The organism is Arsenophonus sp. (assembly GCA_031446085.1).
Classification (GTDB): domain Bacteria; phylum Pseudomonadota; class Gammaproteobacteria; order Enterobacterales; family Enterobacteriaceae.
Genome location: CP132901.1, coordinates 406818 through 425557 on the forward strand (window position 1 = coordinate 406818; position 18740 = coordinate 425557).

General features: G+C 20.7%; 19 protein-coding genes, 1 tRNA gene and 1 other RNA gene. 11 read left to right on the forward strand and 10 right to left on the reverse strand.

The window, feature by feature from the left end; genetic code table 11:
• The 6 genes from fmt to leuS form a co-directional block, all read right to left on the reverse strand.
• A complete protein-coding gene (fmt, locus tag RA161_02050) occupies window positions 1-942 on the reverse strand; it encodes a methionyl-tRNA formyltransferase (GenBank protein ID WMY97303.1) in 942 nt (313 codons plus the stop codon).
• Window positions 943-961: 19 nt separating this feature from the next.
• The gene (gene def, locus RA161_02055) at window positions 962-1477 is read right to left on the reverse strand and encodes a peptide deformylase (protein WMY97304.1); all 516 of its coding nucleotides are present in this window, start codon (window positions 1475-1477) and stop codon (window positions 962-964) included.
• A gap of 70 nt (window positions 1478-1547) precedes the next feature.
• Window positions 1548-2222 (reverse strand): nicotinate (nicotinamide) nucleotide adenylyltransferase, encoded by a 675-nt coding sequence (gene nadD / locus RA161_02060; protein ID WMY97305.1) that lies wholly within the window; start codon window positions 2220-2222, stop codon window positions 1548-1550.
• Window positions 2215-3243 carry a DNA polymerase III subunit delta gene (gene holA, locus RA161_02065; GenBank protein ID WMY97306.1) on the reverse strand — a complete coding sequence of 343 codons (1029 nt, stop codon included), beginning with the start codon at window positions 3241-3243 and terminating at the stop codon, window positions 2215-2217. The genes nadD and holA overlap by 8 nt, the downstream gene beginning before the upstream one ends.
• A gap of 38 nt (window positions 3244-3281) precedes the next feature.
• On the reverse strand, window positions 3282-3728 hold the full coding sequence (locus RA161_02070; GenBank protein ID WMY97307.1) for a hypothetical protein: 447 nt from the start codon (window positions 3726-3728) through the stop codon (window positions 3282-3284).
• Window positions 3729-3802: 74 nt separating this feature from the next.
• Entirely contained in the window at window positions 3803-6394 is a 2592-nt protein-coding gene (gene leuS / locus RA161_02075) for a leucine--tRNA ligase (protein WMY97308.1), read from the reverse strand.
• Window positions 6395-6513: 119 nt separating this feature from the next.
• On the opposite strand from leuS, the gene dnaX reads away from it, so the two are divergent.
• The 4 genes from dnaX (at window position 6514) to RA161_02095 (ending at window position 11161) form a co-directional block, all read left to right on the forward strand.
• Complete coding sequence (dnaX, locus tag RA161_02080) at window positions 6514-8076, forward strand: DNA polymerase III subunit gamma/tau (protein ID WMY97309.1); 1563 nt, start codon at window positions 6514-6516, stop codon at window positions 8074-8076.
• A 71-nt stretch (window positions 8077-8147) separates the two neighbouring features.
• On the forward strand, window positions 8148-8477 hold the full coding sequence (locus RA161_02085; GenBank protein WMY97723.1) for a YbaB/EbfC family nucleoid-associated protein: 330 nt from the start codon (window positions 8148-8150) through the stop codon (window positions 8475-8477).
• A 123-nt stretch (window positions 8478-8600) separates the two neighbouring features.
• Entirely contained in the window at window positions 8601-10481 is a 1881-nt protein-coding gene (htpG, locus tag RA161_02090; protein ID WMY97310.1) for a molecular chaperone HtpG, read from the forward strand.
• Window positions 10482-10519: 38 nt separating this feature from the next.
• Complete coding sequence (locus tag RA161_02095; protein WMY97311.1) at window positions 10520-11161, forward strand: nucleoside monophosphate kinase; 642 nt, start codon at window positions 10520-10522, stop codon at window positions 11159-11161.
• On the opposite strand, the gene hemH is transcribed toward RA161_02095, so the two are convergent.
• Complete coding sequence (gene hemH, locus RA161_02100; protein ID WMY97312.1) at window positions 11162-12130, reverse strand: ferrochelatase; 969 nt, start codon at window positions 12128-12130, stop codon at window positions 11162-11164. It abuts the gene before it with no gap.
• 92 nt (window positions 12131-12222) lie between these two features.
• On the opposite strand from hemH, the gene RA161_02105 reads away from it, so the two are divergent.
• Window positions 12223-12306: transfer RNA gene (locus RA161_02105), tRNA-Leu, on the forward strand.
• Window positions 12307-12319: 13 nt separating this feature from the next.
• Here the strand turns inward: RA161_02105 and RA161_02110 are convergent.
• Together RA161_02110 and RA161_02115 are read right to left on the reverse strand one after the other, a co-directional pair.
• Window positions 12320-12862, reverse strand: a complete 543-nt coding sequence (locus RA161_02110; GenBank protein ID WMY97724.1) for an ABC transporter permease subunit — start codon at window positions 12860-12862, stop codon at window positions 12320-12322.
• A gap of 13 nt (window positions 12863-12875) precedes the next feature.
• Entirely contained in the window at window positions 12876-13016 is a 141-nt protein-coding gene (locus RA161_02115; protein ID WMY97313.1) for a hypothetical protein, read from the reverse strand.
• Between the two features lie 174 nt (window positions 13017-13190).
• On the opposite strand from RA161_02115, the gene ybeY reads away from it, so the two are divergent.
• The 4 genes from ybeY to RA161_02135 all read left to right on the forward strand — a co-directional run bounded on the left by ybeY (window position 13191) and on the right by RA161_02135 (window position 16508).
• Complete coding sequence (gene ybeY, locus RA161_02120; GenBank protein WMY97314.1) at window positions 13191-13655, forward strand: rRNA maturation RNase YbeY; 465 nt, start codon at window positions 13191-13193, stop codon at window positions 13653-13655.
• 61 nt (window positions 13656-13716) lie between these two features.
• Window positions 13717-14205: a CBS domain-containing protein gene (locus RA161_02125; GenBank protein WMY97315.1), complete on the forward strand. Its 489-nt coding sequence runs from the start codon at window positions 13717-13719 to the stop codon at window positions 14203-14205.
• Window positions 14206-14226: 21 nt separating this feature from the next.
• Complete coding sequence (gene lnt, locus RA161_02130) at window positions 14227-15723, forward strand: apolipoprotein N-acyltransferase (protein ID WMY97316.1); 1497 nt, start codon at window positions 14227-14229, stop codon at window positions 15721-15723.
• Between the two features lie 59 nt (window positions 15724-15782).
• Window positions 15783-16508: an amino acid ABC transporter ATP-binding protein gene (locus RA161_02135; GenBank protein ID WMY97317.1), complete on the forward strand. Its 726-nt coding sequence runs from the start codon at window positions 15783-15785 to the stop codon at window positions 16506-16508.
• 51 nt (window positions 16509-16559) lie between these two features.
• Here the strand turns inward: RA161_02135 and ffs are convergent.
• Window positions 16560-16646, reverse strand: an RNA gene (gene ffs, locus RA161_02140) — signal recognition particle sRNA small type.
• Window positions 16647-16775: 129 nt separating this feature from the next.
• Between ffs and rfaD the strand changes: the two genes are divergently transcribed.
• Together rfaD and waaF are read left to right on the forward strand one after the other, a co-directional pair.
• A complete protein-coding gene (gene rfaD, locus RA161_02145) occupies window positions 16776-17732 on the forward strand; it encodes an ADP-glyceromanno-heptose 6-epimerase (protein WMY97318.1) in 957 nt (318 codons plus the stop codon).
• Entirely contained in the window at window positions 17713-18738 is a 1026-nt protein-coding gene (gene waaF, locus RA161_02150) for a lipopolysaccharide heptosyltransferase II (GenBank protein WMY97319.1), read from the forward strand. Before rfaD ends, waaF begins: the two co-directional genes overlap by 20 nt.
• Window positions 18739-18740 lie beyond the last annotated feature (2 nt).

An 18740-nucleotide genomic window follows, 5' to 3' on the forward strand; every position in this document is an offset into this window, starting at 1 on the left:
TTATAAAATCATTCCAGGATAAAAAATATCGTAACGAGAATTTAAAAAACTTTTTACAGACATTATTCTTTTTCCGGAAGGTTGTAATTTGATAATTTCTAATATTCCATTTCCAGTTATTATTTGTATTCCATTTTTATCTACTTTTATAACTGTACCAGGAGATAAATCAAAATTACAATTTATAACATTTGCTTGTAAAACTTTAATATTTTCATTATTATAAATGAAATAACTTTTAGGCCATAATATAAACGCTCTAATAGCCCTTTCTATTTGCTTTGCTGAAAAATTCCAATTAATTAATGCTTCTTTTTTTTTAATTTTTTTAGCATATTTAACGAAATTATTATTTTGTTTTTTTTCTATTAAAAAACCTGAATGTAATAAATGAATCGTCTTTAATAATGCATCTTTTCCAATTTTAATAAGTTTTTGAGATAGACTTAAAGTAGTATCATTTGTTTTTATAAAACATTTTTTTTGATATACAATATTTCCGCTATCAACATTACTATTCATTTTAATAATAGTAATTCCTGTTTCTTTATCTCCAGATAAAATAGCACGTTGAATTGGTGCTGCTCCTCTCCAACGAGGTAATAATGACGCATGTAGATTTAAACAACCTATTTTAGGAATATTTAAAATATTTTTTGGAAAAATTAATCCATATGCTACTACAATAATTAAATCTATATCAAAAGAATGTATCCAAGAAACAAAATAATGATCATTTAATGAAATTGGTTGTATTAACTGAATATTTGCTTTTTTAGCTATTATTTTTACAGGATTAAATATTTTTCTTTTTTTACGACTTAAAAAATTATCTGGCTGTGTTATAATTCCAATAATTTTATATTTTTTTAATAAAAATTCTAAACAACTAGCAGAAAAAAAAGTAGTTCCAGCAAAAACTATGTTTAAATATTTTTTCATAAAAATAAAATATTTTTAACTAAAATATATTTTTTTCTTTTAATTTTTTTAATCGAAGCATTTTTTTATAAATTTGATTTTTATAAAACTTTGAAAGATAATCAATAAATAAAATACCATTTAAGTGATCAACTTCATGCTGAAAACAAATTGATAATAATCCATCAGTTGAAATTTCCACTTTTTCTCCTTTAATGTTTAATCCAACAATTTTAATATTTTTTGAACGAGGTACAAAAATCTGTTCTCCAGGAATAGATAAACAACCTTCTTGAATACCAGTTTTTCCATTTTTTTTTAATATCATTGGATTAATAATAACTATACCTTCTGTACGAGTAGCAGATATATCTACAACAATTATTCTTAAATTAATATTAACTTGAGTAGCTGCTAATCCGATACCTTCTTTTTCATACATAGTATCTAACATATCATGTACATTTTTTTTTATTGTAGAATCTATTCTTTTTACAATTTTAGCTTTCAAACGAAGATTATTATCCGGATACATTAATATATTGAGTATAGACATAAATTATTATCTGTTAATAATATTTTTTTTTACATATAAATTTATCACAAAAAAATAAAGTATTCCTCAATTATTTTTTTATAAATAATTCATTTTTTCTAATATAACAAAAAATTGAATATGGGATTTTATAATAATAATTTTGATTTTGAATTTTTAAATTTCTAATTTCTGTACTGGAAATATTACATAACGTTTTTTTGTCATATAAATATATTTTTCCAAAAGGAAGAAAATAAAATATATTAATGTCAAAAATTTGATTTTTTTTGATCCAACATTTAATTTCTTGATTAAAATCATATTTTTTTTTATATCTTGGAAATACGAATAAATGACAAAAATTTAAAATACATTCCCATTCTATCCATTTATTAATAGACTCAAGTGAATCAGATCCAAGTATAAAAATTAATGATTGATTAAAACCATATTTTTTACGATAAAAAAATAATGTTTCTATAATAGAATAATGTTTATGAAAAACAATTTTAAAAAAATTTTTATCAACATATGGATTAAAATTTTTAATTCCAAGTTGAATCATTTTTATTCTATGTTCTATATTTTCTATAATATTAATACAGCGATACCAAGGTTTATAATTAGGAAGAAATATAATTTGTTTAAATCTTATCATTTTTATTACTTTATTAATAATATTTAAATGCCCATAATGTATAGGGTTAAAAGTACCTCCAAAAATACCAAAAACATCAAAAACTTTAATTTTATTTTTAATCATAAATAAAAAATGCAGGTATTTTTTTTTTATTTGAAAACAGTAATGATAATATTTCTAATTTTCTCCAGACCATATTAGAATCAAAATATATGTTTAATTCAGATTGAATTAATATTTTTAATATTAAATTTAATTTCTCTAAAGACAATCTTTTTATTGAATGAATAATTAATGATTCAGATATTAAATAATAATCATATTCTGTTAATATTTTTTTTAATTTCAAAAAATTATTTGTATTTTTAAAATCAATAATTAATATTATTATATTTTGAATAATTCTTAATAAACTTTTTAAAGAAGTTTTATTTTTCTGAATTTTTTTTAAAATTAACCAACTACCTTTCATGTCACCTAACAATAATGCACGAATCCAATGAAAAGGAGTAAAACAAAAAAAATTAATTTCTAAATCTTTTTTTATTCGAGATAATTTTATTATTCCATCTGGATAAACTATTTTAAAATAGTATAAAAACTGTTGTAATTTAAATAAATTTCTTTGATATAAATAAAAAAATAATCTATCTACATTTTGTTCTAATTTCAATGACATATCTTCAACTTTTTTAACTAACCATTGTGAAAATCGAAAATAATTTTCAAAATAATTACACACTATATATATCATATTATTCGAATTATTTTTTAATAAATCACTATCTTTTTTTAATTTAAAACCATAAATTATTAAAAAAATATTTTTATTAATATGATTCATTAAAAATAACAATTCCTTTTCTACTAATTTGTTTAAATCACCATTGGTAATTTTTAAAATTATAATTTTATTAGAATAAAATAGATCTCGATTTGTCATTAAAGAAAAAATTTTAGGCCAATTAGTATCATCTTGTATATCGAATTTAAAAATTTGTTTAATTCCAAATAATTGAAGTTTTTTAACAATTTTTTTAATAGAATCATGTATTAAAAAAATATCATTACCAAATAAAAAATAAATTAAACAATTATCTCTATTTAATCGTATATCAAAAGTTTCTGGATAAAAATATATCATATATTAATCATATTTTTAAAAATATACTTGTGAAAAAATTATGAATTTTCATGTATTAACAATAACTTACGAAATAAATGATGACCAACATTTTTACATAATTCTTTTTTTAATAATTCTTCTTTAATATCCTTTTTAAAGCTGTCAAATTCATCATTAAAAAGGTTAGATGTTTCAAATATTTTTAATAAATAATTTATTTTATTTGGAAATATAAGATTAATAATAACAGTTAATGTTAATTCTTTTTCTATTCCATTTCCATAATAATCATTTGATATTATTTTATCATCATAAAAAATATTAATAATCTTAATTACAGGTATATTATCTTTATATTTTTGATAATCATGGAAATTAACTACATCTATATTATATAAATATAATATTTCTTTAATTGTCATTTCCAATAAACCATAAGGATCATCACTTATTAATTTAATTTTCTTTATATTTAAAGGAATATTTTTTTGAAAATCAATCACATTGATATGACAATTTGAGATAAAAAAGATGCCAAAAAAATAAAAAATTTTTAAAAAATATTGAATCACAATATTTAACCTTCATTACTTTTCACTAAAAAATTTAACAATTTATTTTTTATATAAATTAATCTATAAATCTTAAAATTTTTTAAATATTTTTTGATAATATATTCATTAATAGCTATAGAAACTAACTTATCTTTTTTTAAATCGATTGGCACTTCTATACATTTTCGAAACTTTCCATTAACTTGTAATATAATTTTCGTAGTCATTTTTTTAAACAATTTTTTTTTATCAAGAACTGGCCATTGAGTATAATCAATATCTTGCTTATTTCCTAACTTTTTCCAAATTATAAAACAAACATGTGGAATTATTGGAAATAACATTTTAATTATTATATTAAAACATTCTTCTATAATTGCTTTCTCTTCTTGAATTTCAAATGAAAATATTTTCATTTTATTCATTAATTTAAATACACTAGATACTGCACTATTAAATGCATATCTACGATTCATATTATCTGTAACTTTTGATATTGTTTCGTACAAAAAATGTCTAAATTCATTAATTTTATATTTATCAACATTTTTTTTAAAGGATACTATATTTTTTTTAAAATGAATTAATTTAAAAGCAAAATCCCATAATCGACAAATGAATTTATTAGCACCAATTAAACCAGATTGATTCCATTCAATATTAATATTAGGAGGAGCTGCAGAAACAATAAATAAACGTACAGTATCAGCACCATATTTTTCAATCATTTCTTCAGGATCAACACCATTTTTTTTTGATTTTGACATTTTAGTCATTTTTTTAATAAAAACTTTTCTTCCTAATTGATCTGTTACTGAAACAGTATTACCCTTTAAATCTTTATTAATAATAACCTCTTTATATGATATCCAAGTTTTTTGTTTTTTTTTGTTTAAATAATAAAAAGCATCAGATAACACCATTCCTTGACATAATAATTTCTTTACTGGTTCATCAGAATTAACTAATCCAAAATCACGCATTAATTTATGAAAAAAACGAAAATATAATAAATGCATGATAGCATGTTCAATACCACCAACATATTGATCCACAGGTAACCAATAATTAGCCAAATCAGGATCTACCATACCTTTATCATAATTTGGAGACGTATAACGAGCATAGTACCAAGAAGATTCAATAAAAGTGTCAAATGTATCCTTTTCTTGTATAAAAGAAAATTTATTATCTTTTTTTAAAATTTCTGAAAAATTCTTTTTTTCTTTTATATTTCTCAAATATTTTTTTGATAAAACTACTGGTAAATACGATTCCTCAACAGGATTATATTGGCCATTTCTATTTATTATCATTGGAATTGGTGCACCCCAATAACGTTGTCTGGAAATACACCAATCTTTTAATTTAAAATATATCTTTTTCTTTGCTAATCCTTTATTTATTAACTTTTGAATAATAGTATCAAATGCAATATCATGATTCATATTATTAAATATACCTGAATTAACTAATTTATTTTTTTTTAATATTGGTTTATTTAAAATATTAATAATTTCATTTTTAGTAGAATCAATAACAATCTTAATTGGTAAATTATATTTTTTTGCAAAATTCCAATCAGACAAATTATGTGCAGGAACACCCATAATAGCTCCAGATGCATATTCTGAAGATACATAATTTGCTATCCAAATAGGAACTTTCTCTTTAGTAAAAGGATGCAAAACATAACAATTAGTATTAAGACCAACATTTTTATTATGTTTTTCATTATCTAACAATGTGTTGGCTCTTTTAAATTGATTAATAAAAAACTTAACATTTTTATTTAATTTAGATAAATAAATAGAAAATTTATGAAAAGGCGAAATAGCAATATATGTTATACCCATAAAAAGATCTGGTCTTGTAGTATAAATTACTATTTTTTTATTAGAATTAATGATTTCAAATTGAATCTCAAAACCTTTTGATCGACCAATCCAATTACGTTGCATAGCCTTAACATCTTCTGGCCATTCATGAAGTTGATCTAACCCATCTAACAATTCATCAGCATACTTAGTAATTTTTATAAACCATTGAGGAATTTTCTTATAAACTACAGGAGTATTACAACGCCAACAATTACCATTTATAACTTGTTCGTTCGCTAAAACAGTAGCATCATTTGAACACCAATTAACTAAAGATTTTTTTCTATATACTAATCCTTTTTTATACAATTGAATAAAAAACCATTGTTCCCAACGATAATAATTTGGGTTACACGTAATAATTTCTCTTTTCCAATCATAACTTAAACCCAAATTTTCTAATTGTTTTTTCATATATTGAATATTTAAATAAGTCCAGGAATCTGGCGAAATATTAGATTCAATTGCAGCATTTTCTGCTGGTAAACCAAAAGCATCCCATCCCATAGGATGTAAAACATTTTTTCCTAACATACGTTGATAACGAGCAATCACGTCAGTAATAACATAATTACGTACATGTCCCATGTGTAAATGTCCAGAAGGATAGGGTAACATTGATAAACAATAATATTTTTTTTTGTGACTATTTTCTGATACTTCAAAAGTTTTTTTATTTTTCCAATATAATTGAACATATTTTTCTATTTTTTTTGCTTGATATTTTTTATCCATAATATTAATTATTTCCAAAAAAAAATTTTAATTTTAATTAAATATTAATAACAATTTTTTATCATATTATTCAATATCAAATTAGATTTTTATAATAAAAATAATTTAAATAGATTAATATGTCTAAATTAGATAAAATATTATCTAAAAATAAAACATTATTTAAATTAAATTTTTTTAATAATATGACATATGAAATTTTAGCACGTAAATGGAGACCTAAAAAATTTGATGATATAATTGGACAAAATCAAATTTTAAACGCATTAAAGAATAGTTTAGATAGAAAAAGATTACATCATGCATACTTATTTTCTGGAACAAGAGGTGTAGGAAAAACTACAATCACAAGAATATTTGCAAAAGCATTAAATTGTACAACAGGAATTACTAAAAATCCTTGCAATCAATGTATTAATTGTATTGAAATTCAAGAATGTAAATCTATGGATGTGATTGAAATTGATGGTGCATCACGCAGTAAAGTTGAAGATATTAGAGAGTTGTTAGATAACGCCCAGTATAAAACAAACACAAGTAGATTTAAAATTTATTTAATTGATGAAGTACATATGCTTTCAAGATATAGTTTTAATGCACTACTAAAAATCTTAGAAGAACCTCCAAAACATATCAAATTTTTATTAGCAACTACAGAACCAGAAAAAATTCCTGAAACAATATTGTCTCGTTGTTTACAATTGCATTTAAATGTTATAAATACAAAACAAATAACAGAACAAATCAAATACATCACAAATAAAGAAAAAATTATTATAGATGAATTATCCTGTGAAACAATTTCATACCATGCAAAAGGTAGTTTAAGAGATGCACTAACACTACTAGAACAATGTATTATGGTATCTAAAGATAATACTATATCCTATGAAATTATAAGTAATATTTTAGGTATTTTAAAAGATGAAGAAGTACTTACAATAATTGAATCTATTGTAAAAAATAATGGAAATAAAATGATGGAATTAATTGAAAAATTATATTTAAAAAATTTTAATTTAGAAAATATATTAATTTCAATATCTTCAATACTACATCGTATAGCAATAATGCAAATAATTCCCATAATCATAAAGAAAAATACATCAAAAATAGAACAAAAATTACATCAATTAACAAAAATTATTGACCCTCACGATTTACAAAAATATTATCAAATAATGCTTATGGGAAGAAAAGAATTACCATTTGCTCCAGAAGAAAAAATAGGAATAGAAATGGTTTTACTACGTGCGTTGCAACATAGTACTAATATCAAAAAACAAACAATTACAAAAAAAGATGTTTATGAAACAACATTAAAAATTTCAAAACCAAAAACATACAATAAAAAAAAAATTAATGAAAAAATTGATGAACTAGAAAAACAAATTAAAATTAAAAATCAAATAAAACAAGACAAATATAATTTTAAAAAAAAAACATTTATAATAAAATCTGATTTAAAAAATACAAATAATTTTTTTAAAAAACATTTAATTAATTCTAATCAATCAAGTAATAAAAAAATTTTAAACGAAAAAAAACAAAATTTAATAACATCAGAATTTTCATTAAGATTACAAAATATTCAAAAAATACAAGAAATCATAAAAAAAAATTTAGAAATAAAAATGATTTGTGATTTTTTTGATATAAACATTGAAAATATTCGTATTTAAACCATTAAAAATATTTAATTTTAAATTTAAATATGATAAAAATTGATAATTTAATTAATAGAGAAAAAATCATGTTTAACAAAAATACTTTATCAAGTTTTATAGAACGTGCTCAAGAAATGCAAGAAAAAATAAAAAAAACACAAGAAGAAATGTCAAAAATAAAAGTTACAGGAGAATCTGGTGCAGGATTAGTTAAAATTACAATCAATGGAACTCATTATTGCCAAAAAATTAATATTGATCCTAGTTTACTTTTAGATGAAAAAGAAATATTAGAAGATTTAATTGTTGCGGCATTTAATGATGCTGTACGTCGTATAGATCAAATACAAAAAGAAAAAATGAAAAATATATCAACAAATATTCCATTTATTCCTGGATTAAAAATTCCTTTTTAATTTAATCAGTTATATATTAAATTATTTAAATAATTTATATTAAAATATAATTAATCTTGAAATCTCTTTAAAAAACCCAATATAAATTTCAGATATTTAATTTTAAAAGGCTAATTGACTAATATGAATAAAAAAGAAATTTATAATTTCCAATCTGAAGTAAAACAATTACTACATTTAATGATTCATTCTTTATATTCTAATAAAGAAATATTTTTAAGAGAATTAATTTCTAATGCATCTGATGCATTAGATAAATTAAGATTCAAAGCAATATCCAATCCTAAATTATATGAAAATAATTCTAAATTAGAAATTAATATTGAAGTTGATAAGAAAATGAAAACAATTTGTATTTCTGATAATGGAATTGGAATGACTAAAGATGAAATAATTAAAAATTTAGGAACAATTGCAAAATCAGGAACAAAAGAATTTTTAAAATCTCTAGATCAAAAACAATCCAAAAATCAACAATTAATTGGACAATTTGGTGTTGGATTTTATTCCTCTTTTATTGTATCTAAAAAGGTAATTGTAAAAACAAAAGCAGCTGGAAATCCTTCTAATCAAGGAGTATATTGGGAATCTGATGGACAAGGAGAGTATTTTATTTCAAATGAAGTTAAAGATAATCGAGGAACAGATGTAATTTTATATTTAAAAGATCAAGAAAAAGATTTCTTAGAAGATACAAAAATACGGTTAATTATACAAAAATATTCTGATCATATTGCTTTTCCAATTAAAATTAAAAATATAGATAAAAAGAATAAAAATAATATCAGTTGGGATCAAATAAATAAAGCACAAACATTGTGGGATCAAAATCCAAAAAAAATTAGTGAAAAAGAATACATAGAATTTTATAAAAATTTAACAAATGATTATAATGATCCTTTGCTATGGTTACATAATAAAGTTGAAAGTACGCAACATCAATATATTAGTTTAATTTACATACCAAAAAAATCACTTTTTGATTTATGGAACCGTGATCACAAATACGGTTTGAAATTATATATCAATCGAGTATTAATAATGGAAGAAGCAGAGCAATTTATTCCTGGATATTTAAGATTTATTCGAGGCTTAATTGATTCAAAAGATCTACCATTAAATATTTCAAGAGAAATTATACAAAATAATCCAATCGTAAATTCAATACGCAACTCTTTAACTAAAAAAATATTGAAAATATTAAAAAAATTATCCGAAAATCAACCTGACAAATATCAAAAATTTTGGAAAGAATTTGGATTAATACTCAAAGAAGGTCCAGCTGAAGATCTTGCAAATAAAGATGAAATATTAAAATTATTAAGATTTTCTTCTACTTACAATAATAATGAAATCCAAAATGTTTCTCTTGAGAATTATATTCAAAGAATGAATCATAATCAAAAAAAAATTTACTATATTACAGCAGATAATTATCTTTCAGCAAAAAATAGTCCACATTTAGAATTTTTTAAAAAAAACAATATTGAAGTACTTTTACTTTTTGATAGAATTGATGAATGGTTAATTAGTTATTTACCAAAATTTAAAGATAAAGAATTACAATCTGTTACAAAAAATAATATTTCTTTAGAATCAATCAATCAAAAAGAAATAGAAAAAAATAAAATTTCTAATAACGAAACAGAAAATTTCATAAAAAAAGTAAAAAAAATTTTAGAAAAAAAAGTAAAAGATGTAAAAATCACAAATCGATTAACTGAAACTCCAGTAATTTTAACTACAGATCATGATGATATGAGTACACAAATGGCTAAGTTGTTATCAACAGTCGGACAATCAACAAAAAAAATTTTATACAACTTCGAAATAAATTTTAATCATCCATTAATACAAAAAATAAATAATATTAAAAATGACTCATTATTTAATGAATATATTTCAATGTTATTTGAACAAGCATTGTTAATAGAACAAAATAGTTTAGATGATATTAACTCATTTATAAAAAAAGTTAATAAATTATTATTAAATAATAATTAATTTTTATTTAAATGACATAATTTTTTAAGAGAAAATATATGCATATTATTATTTTAGGACCACCTGGATCTGGAAAAGGAACTCATGCAAATTTTATATTTAAAAAATACCATTTTCCACATATTTCAACTGGGGATATGTTAAGAACAATATCAAATGAAAGAAACAAAAAAATAATTTCTAAAGGTCAATTAGTAGAAGATCAATTTATTTGTGACTTAATAAAAAAAAGATTAAAAAAACAAGATTGTAAAAATGGATTTATTTTAGATGGATTTCCAAGAACAATAATACAAGCTAAATATTTAGAAGATCTCAATATTAATCTTAATTATATTATTGAATTATATATTTCAGAAAAAAACATCTTTGACCGCATTAATGGTAGACTAATACATCAATCATCTGGAAGAACATATCATAAAACGTTAAATCCACCTATAAAAAAAAATAAAGATGATATTACTGGAGAAGATTTAATCTTACGTACAGATGACAAAATATCTTCTATAAAAGATAGAATAGAACAATATAAAAAATTTACAAAACCATTAATTAAAATTTATAGAAAAAAATACTTATTTTATAAGTATTTTTATCATATCATTAATGCTAATAATTCTATTATTAATATTCAAAAATCTTTAAAAAATGTTTTAAAAAAAATCGACAAAACATAATTATTTTTCTTGAATGTAAGGTTTAATGATTTCTTTTATTAAAGAAATACTATCCTTCGAAAAATTTAATGCAGGTATGTATCGATAATCTTTTCCTCCAAGAGATAAAAAGATTTTTTTATTTCTCATTGATATTTCTTCTAATGTTTCTAAACAATCTACAGAAAAACCTGGGCATATTACCTGTACCTTTTTAACACCCTTTTTTGCTAATTTTTTTAAAATATTTTCTGTATAAGGTTTTAACCAAGAATAAAATTTAAAATTTGATTGATAACTAATGATAATATCTTCTTTCGATAAAGAAATAGATTGAATTAATAAATTAGAAGTTAATTGACATTCTTTTAAATAAATATCTCCTTTTTTTACATATGAAATTGGAATACTATGATATGATATAATTAGTTTTTCAGGTATTCCATATTTTAAAAAGCTTTTTTCTATTGTTTTTTTTAATGCATAAATATAATGTGGATTAGAAGCATAACTACGAATAAAATGAATTTCTGGAATTGTATAATATTTATTCATAATTTCAGATATTTTTTTAAATACTGAACCTGTAGTTGTAGAAGAATATTGAGGATACAAAGGTAAGATGATTAATTTTTCTATTGTATTATCTTTTAAAATTTTCTTTAAAATTTCAGATAAAAACGGCTTTCCATAACTCATCCCTATTCTTACAGATGTATTTTTAAAATAATTTAATAAAAATTCTTTTTGCTTCAAACTATTCATCATTAAAGGTGATCCAAATTTTGTCCAAATAGATTTATAAAATTTACAAATTTTAAATACACGAAAAGGCAGTATAAAAAAATACAATAATGGAATCCATACAAATTTAGATATTTTAATCACTTTAGGATCAATTAAAAAATTTCTTAAATAATTGAAAACATCTCTTTTTTTAAAAGAAGAAGGAGAACCATGATTGACTAATACAACAACATTTTTTTTCATTTTTTTAGGAAAGTTTTAAAAAAAAATTTAAAAATATTATTTTTTTATATATAATATTAAAAAGTAAAATAGTGATTTAATTTTTATTTTATGCCGAAGTGGCGAAATTGGTAAACGCAGTTGATTCAAAATCAACCACCTTTTAAGGTATATCGGTTCGATTCCGATCTTCGGCATAAAATAAAAATATCATTTTTTAAAATTTATTATTTTAAATTTTGGAAAAATAATAAATTTTAAAATTTTTTCTGTAAAAAAACAAAAAATAAAATATATAAAAGAAACAAATAAAAAAATTTCTACAGGATAAACCATTTCTCTATTATTTACTTGATTTGCTACAAAAGATAACTCTTCTACTCCAATAATATATGATAAAGAAGTATCCTTAATTAAAGCAATCCATTGATTAATAAAAGAAGGAAACATCATTTTAAAGACTTGAGGGAAAATAATATATAATAAAATATCAGTATATTTTAAACCTAAAGCTAAACTTTCATTCCATTGTGATCTTCCAATCGATGAAATACCTGTTTGGATAATTTTACCAAAATACGCACCAAACACCAAAGATAATACAAAAATAATGCTAAATATTCCTGAAATGTTAATTTTAAATATTAATGGAAATAAAAAATAAATCCAAAATATTAACATAATTATTGGAACAGAACGAAAAAAAAATAAAATAATATTTAAAAAACTTCTTAAAAATCCTTTTAAAAATATTAAACCGATTCCATTAATAATACCTAAAAAAAAAAGAAAACAATCCAGACAAAATACTAATAATTAATGTTAATGATGCACCTTTTAAAACACCATGAGGAAAATTACCGAAAAATAAATAATAATAATTGTCAAAAATAATTTGCATATTCATAAAATATTTCCTATCACATAATAACAAATTTTTTAAAAAAAATAATTCAGAAAAAAAATTTTATTTTTTTTATTTTTAATATATGATTATATAGGAAGAAAATATTGAAATAAATATATATAAAAAAATAAATACTATTGATTATTAAATAAATTCTGATATTAAATTTATCAATTGAAAAAAAAACTAAACATACAATATATATGTAAAAAATATCAAAACTTACCTAAAAAAAAACAAATAAATAATTGGGTAAAAACAATTTTTAATTTTTTTAAAAAAAGCATTGAATTAACAATTCGTATCGTTGAAATTAAAGAAATAAAAGATTTAAATATTAAATATAAAAAAAAAAATAAACCAACTAACATATTATCTTTTTATTTAGGACCAATCAATGATAATTTTTTGATTAAAAATCATATTGGTGATCTAGTTTTATGTCATAAAATTATAGAAAAAGAAGCATTTATACAAAAAAAAAAAATTAATGCACATTATGCACATATGATTATACATGGATGTTTACATATTTTCGGTTATCATCATTTAACTCAATACGAATACAAAAAAATGAAAAATCTTGAAATAAAAATTATGAAAAAAATAAATTATCATAATCCATATCAATTAAAATAATACTTTAAAAAAAAATATAAAATATTTAAAATAAAAATAATATATTTTGTAAATTTCAAACATGAACACTATTGAAAAAATTAAACAAAAATATATAAATTATAAAAAATATATAGAATATCAAGATATTATTGACTTAGATACTAGAAAAATTATCAAGGGAATAATAAAAATATCTCATAAAAAATTAAAAAACATTATAAATACTAAAAAAAAAATCATTTTATTAAATACCAATCAAACTTTTGATGAATATTTAAATATTATTATTAAAAATAAATATTCATATTTTCCAGTAATTCATCAAAATTATATTAAAGGAATAATCAAAGCAAAAGATCTTTTAAAATATGTATATACAAAAAAAAAATTTTTTTTATATAAAATATTAAAACCAGTTATTATTATACCAGAAAATAAACGAGTTGATTTATTATTTCAAAAATTTGGAACTGAAAAACATAATAACATAGCTATTCTTATTAATAAAAATGCAAAAATATCAGGAATAATCACTATAAATGATATTTTAAAATCAATATTTGATTAAATTAATTAAATTTACTTTTATATGTATCATATATATAAAAAAAATTTTTTCAAATTCTTTTATGCAATATTATTTGGCATAATCGGTATCAAATCATTTGCACCTTACAATATCTGGTTTTGTAGTATTTTTTCTTTATGTGGATTACAATTAATACTTTTATATTCTAATTCTTTAAAAGAATCAACATTAATAGGTTTTTTTTGGGGAATAGGTTTTTTTGGATATGGTATTTCTTGGATTTATATCAGTATATCAAATTTTAGTGATAATTTATTTATTGTTAATATTATTTTAATCTCTATTTTAATTATTTATTTATCACTTTATCCTGCTATATTTTCGTTTTTAATAAATTTTTTTTTTAAAAATACTAAAATTACACGTTTTATATTTGCATCCCCTAGTATATGGCAAATTATTGAATATATTAGAAGTTCATTATTTACAGGATTTTCTTGGTTGCAATTTGGATATACACAAATTGATGGACCATTAAAATACATTGCACCAATATTTGGTGTAGAAATGATTACATTTTTACTAATGATAATTAGTGGATTAATAATATTTTCACTTATAAAAAAAAGATTTTTTGTATTTTTTATCAGTTTAATACTTCTATTTTCATCTAAATTTTTTAAAGAATATAAATGGTATATTGAAAATCCAAAAAAAAAAGCTACAATTGCATTAGTTCAAGGTAATATACCTCAAAAATTAAAATGGAACCATGATTTTATAAAAAAAATAAAAGAAAAATATTTAAATCTATCAAAATATTACTTATCTAAAGTAGATATTATTATCTGGCCAGAATCTGCAATTCCATCTAATGAATTAGAAAATAATGAATTTTTAACTAATTTAGATTTAATTTTAAGAAATAAAAAAACCAGCTTAATTACTGGAATTATAGAATCAAATAAAAATCAATATTTTAATAGTATTATTGTACTAGGAGATGAAACACCATATCATTATCCTACTAAAAATCGTTATAAAAAATACCATCTTGTACCTTTTGGAGAATTTATTCCAATTAAAAATAAAATTTCATTTGTTAAAATACCACAATCAAATTTTATTCCAGGTAAATATAAACAAAATCAACTAATTGTAAAAAATATTTATTTTTCTTCTAGTATATGTTACGAAATAATTTTTTCTAAACAAATAAGAGACAACTTTAAAAAAAATACAGATATATTATTAACTTTATCAAACGATAGTTGGTTTGGAAATTCTATTGGACCACATCAACATTTTCAAATGGCAAGAATGCGTGCATTAGAATTAGGAAGACCTCTTATTAGAGTTTCAAATAATGGTATTACAGGAATTATTAATGCAAATGGACAAATAAAAAATATTTTACCTCAATTCATTTCTGGAATATTATATTCTGATATTGTAGGAACCATTGGAGAAACACCATATTTTTATTTCGGATCACTACCAATATGGTTAATTACTTTGTTTTTTTTAATTATTTCTATTTTAATAAATAAAAAATGACTAAAATAATATAAAAAAAAGTTATTATACAATAACTTATTTATAAAAAAAAATTAAAGATGATTCATATAAAAAATATTTCTAAATGGTATAATAAATTTCAAGTATTAAATGATTGCTCGATACATTTAAAAAAAGGAGAAATAATTGTTATTTGTGGACCTTCTGGTTCAGGAAAATCTACATTAATTAAAACTGTAAATGGATTAGAAAATATTCAAAAAGGGGAAATATATATTAATGATATATCCATTCATGATAAAAAAACAAACTTAACAAAAATACGTTCCATGGTTGGGATGGTACTACAAAATTCAGAATTATTTCCTCATCTATCTATTATAGATAATCTTATATTAGGACCAATGAAAGTTTTAAAAAAAAATAAAATTTCTGCAAAAAAAATGGCAACAGAACTTTTAAATCGTGTTGGTTTAATAAACCAAATATATAAATTTCCTTCACAATTATCTGGAGGACAAAAACAAAGAATTGCAATTGTAAGAGCATTATGTATGCAACCTCATGTTATGTTATTTGATGAACCAACATCAGCATTAGACCCTGAAATGATTAAAAAAATATTAGATATGATAGAAGAATTAGCTAAACAAGGCATGACTATGATCATAGTCACACATGAAATGAATTTCGCGAAAAAAATAGCCGATCGAATAATTTTTATGGATAAAGGAAAAATTTTAGAAGATACTAATAAAAAAGACTTTTTTATTTCTCCAAAAACAAAAAAAGCAAAAAAATTTCTATTAAAAATTATTTATTAATTTTTAATAAAAAAAAATTTTATGGAAAATAAAAAATAAGGGAGATATATAAATATTTTTATATACCTGTACTAATCATACTATGGCTGCTTCTTTCCAGACCTGACCGTTTTAATATATTATACAGCATATAGTGCTATTTATAAATATCTCCCAACTAATAAAAAAATTGCTTGATATTTATACCATAAATATATTAAATACACAAATAAAAATACTTATTTATAAGAATATAGAAACTACATTAATTTATATAAGAGGAATATAATGATTTTAGTTACTGGTGGAGCAGGATTTATAGGTAATAATTTAATAAAAAAATTAAATCAAAAAGGATATGATAATATCCTTGTTATTGATAACTTAAAAAAAAGCTATAAATTTCATAATTTAATTAACTGTAAAATTATGGATTTCTTAGATAAAAAAAAATTTTTATTTAATATTTTAGAAAAAAAATATTTACCTAATATAAAAGTAATTTTTCATCAAGGAGCATGTACAATAACAACAAAATCTAATGGAACATATATGATGAATAATAATTATGAATATTCAAAAATATTATTAACATATGCAGTTGAAAATAATATTCCTTTTTTATATGCATCTTCAGCAGCTGTTTATGGTAATTCTAAAAAAAAATTGATTGAAGATAATCAAAACGAAAAACCATTAAATATTTATGGATATTCAAAATTATTATTTGATCAATATGTCATAAAAACTATTCCAAAAAGTAAATCACAAATTTGTGGATTGAGATATTTTAATGTTTATGGTCCTTATGAAAACCATAAAAAAAATATGGCAAGTATTATATTTCAAATTAACCAATCTATTAATTATGAAAATAAAATAAAATTGTTTAAAAATAGTCATATTTTTAAACGTGATTTCATATATATAGATGACGTAATATCAGTAAATTTATGGTGTTGGAAAAAAAAAATTTCTGGAATATTTAATTGTGGAACAGGTAAGGCACAATCTATAGAAAACATTGCAAAAATAATAAAAAAAATATACAATAAAAAAAATATATCAATAGAATATTTTCCAATTCCTAAAAATTTAAAAAAAACATATCAAATTTTTACGAAAGCAAATTTAAATAAATTAAGACATATAGGCTACTCAAAACCTTTTAAAAAAATTGAACAAGGTATAATTGAATATATTCAATGGCTAAATAAAAAAAAACATGAAAATATTAGTTATTAGTCCATCATGGATAGGTGATACAATGATGTCACAAAGCTTCTATAGAACTTTTAAAAAAAATAATCCTAATTCAGAAATTCATGTAATTACCATTCCATACTGTGCAGAACTGTTAAACTATTTTCCTGAAATAAATAAAATTATTATAGTTAACTTGAAACATGGAAAATTAGAAATAACTAAAAGATACAAAATAGGAAAATTATTAAGAAATAATATTTATAATCAAGCATTTATATTACCAAATTCTTTTAAATCTGCCATAATACCCATGTTTGCTAAAATATCGATTAGAACTGGATGGATAGGAGAAATGAGATACGGTATATTAAACGATATTAGAACTTACAAAAAAAAATTTACATTTAAAACAGCAGAAAAATATGGAACACTAGCGTACAAAAAAAAAACAATTAATTGTGCTGAAGATATTCCAAAACCAATATTATGGCCATCAATTAAAATTAAAAAAAGTAATAAAAAAATAAAAGAAAAATTTAAAATTTTTACAAAAAAAAATATTATTGGTTTTTGTCCACATTCTGCATCAGGAATAAATAGATGTTGGCCATTTTATCATTTTGCTACATTAGCAAAACTTTTGTTAGACACTAATTTATATCAAATTATTTTATTTGGATGTAAAAAAGATATACTTTTATCCAAAAAAATTTGTTCTTTGATTCCATATCATAATCAAAAAAATTGTATAGATTTAACTGGAAAAACTTCATTAAAAGAAGTCATAATTTTATTAAATATTTGTAATATAGTTGTTACAAATGATTCTGGATTAATGCATATCTCAGCTGCATTAAACAAATCTATAGTCGCAATATATGGTACAACTAATCCTGAAAAAAATCCACCATTATCAAAAAAAATTAGAATTATTACATCGAAAAATAAATTTGACAATATAGTACAAAACAAAAAAAAATATCACAAAAATTTTATTAATATCAAACCTGAAGAAGTATTTAAAAATATTCAACTCTTTGGTTAAAA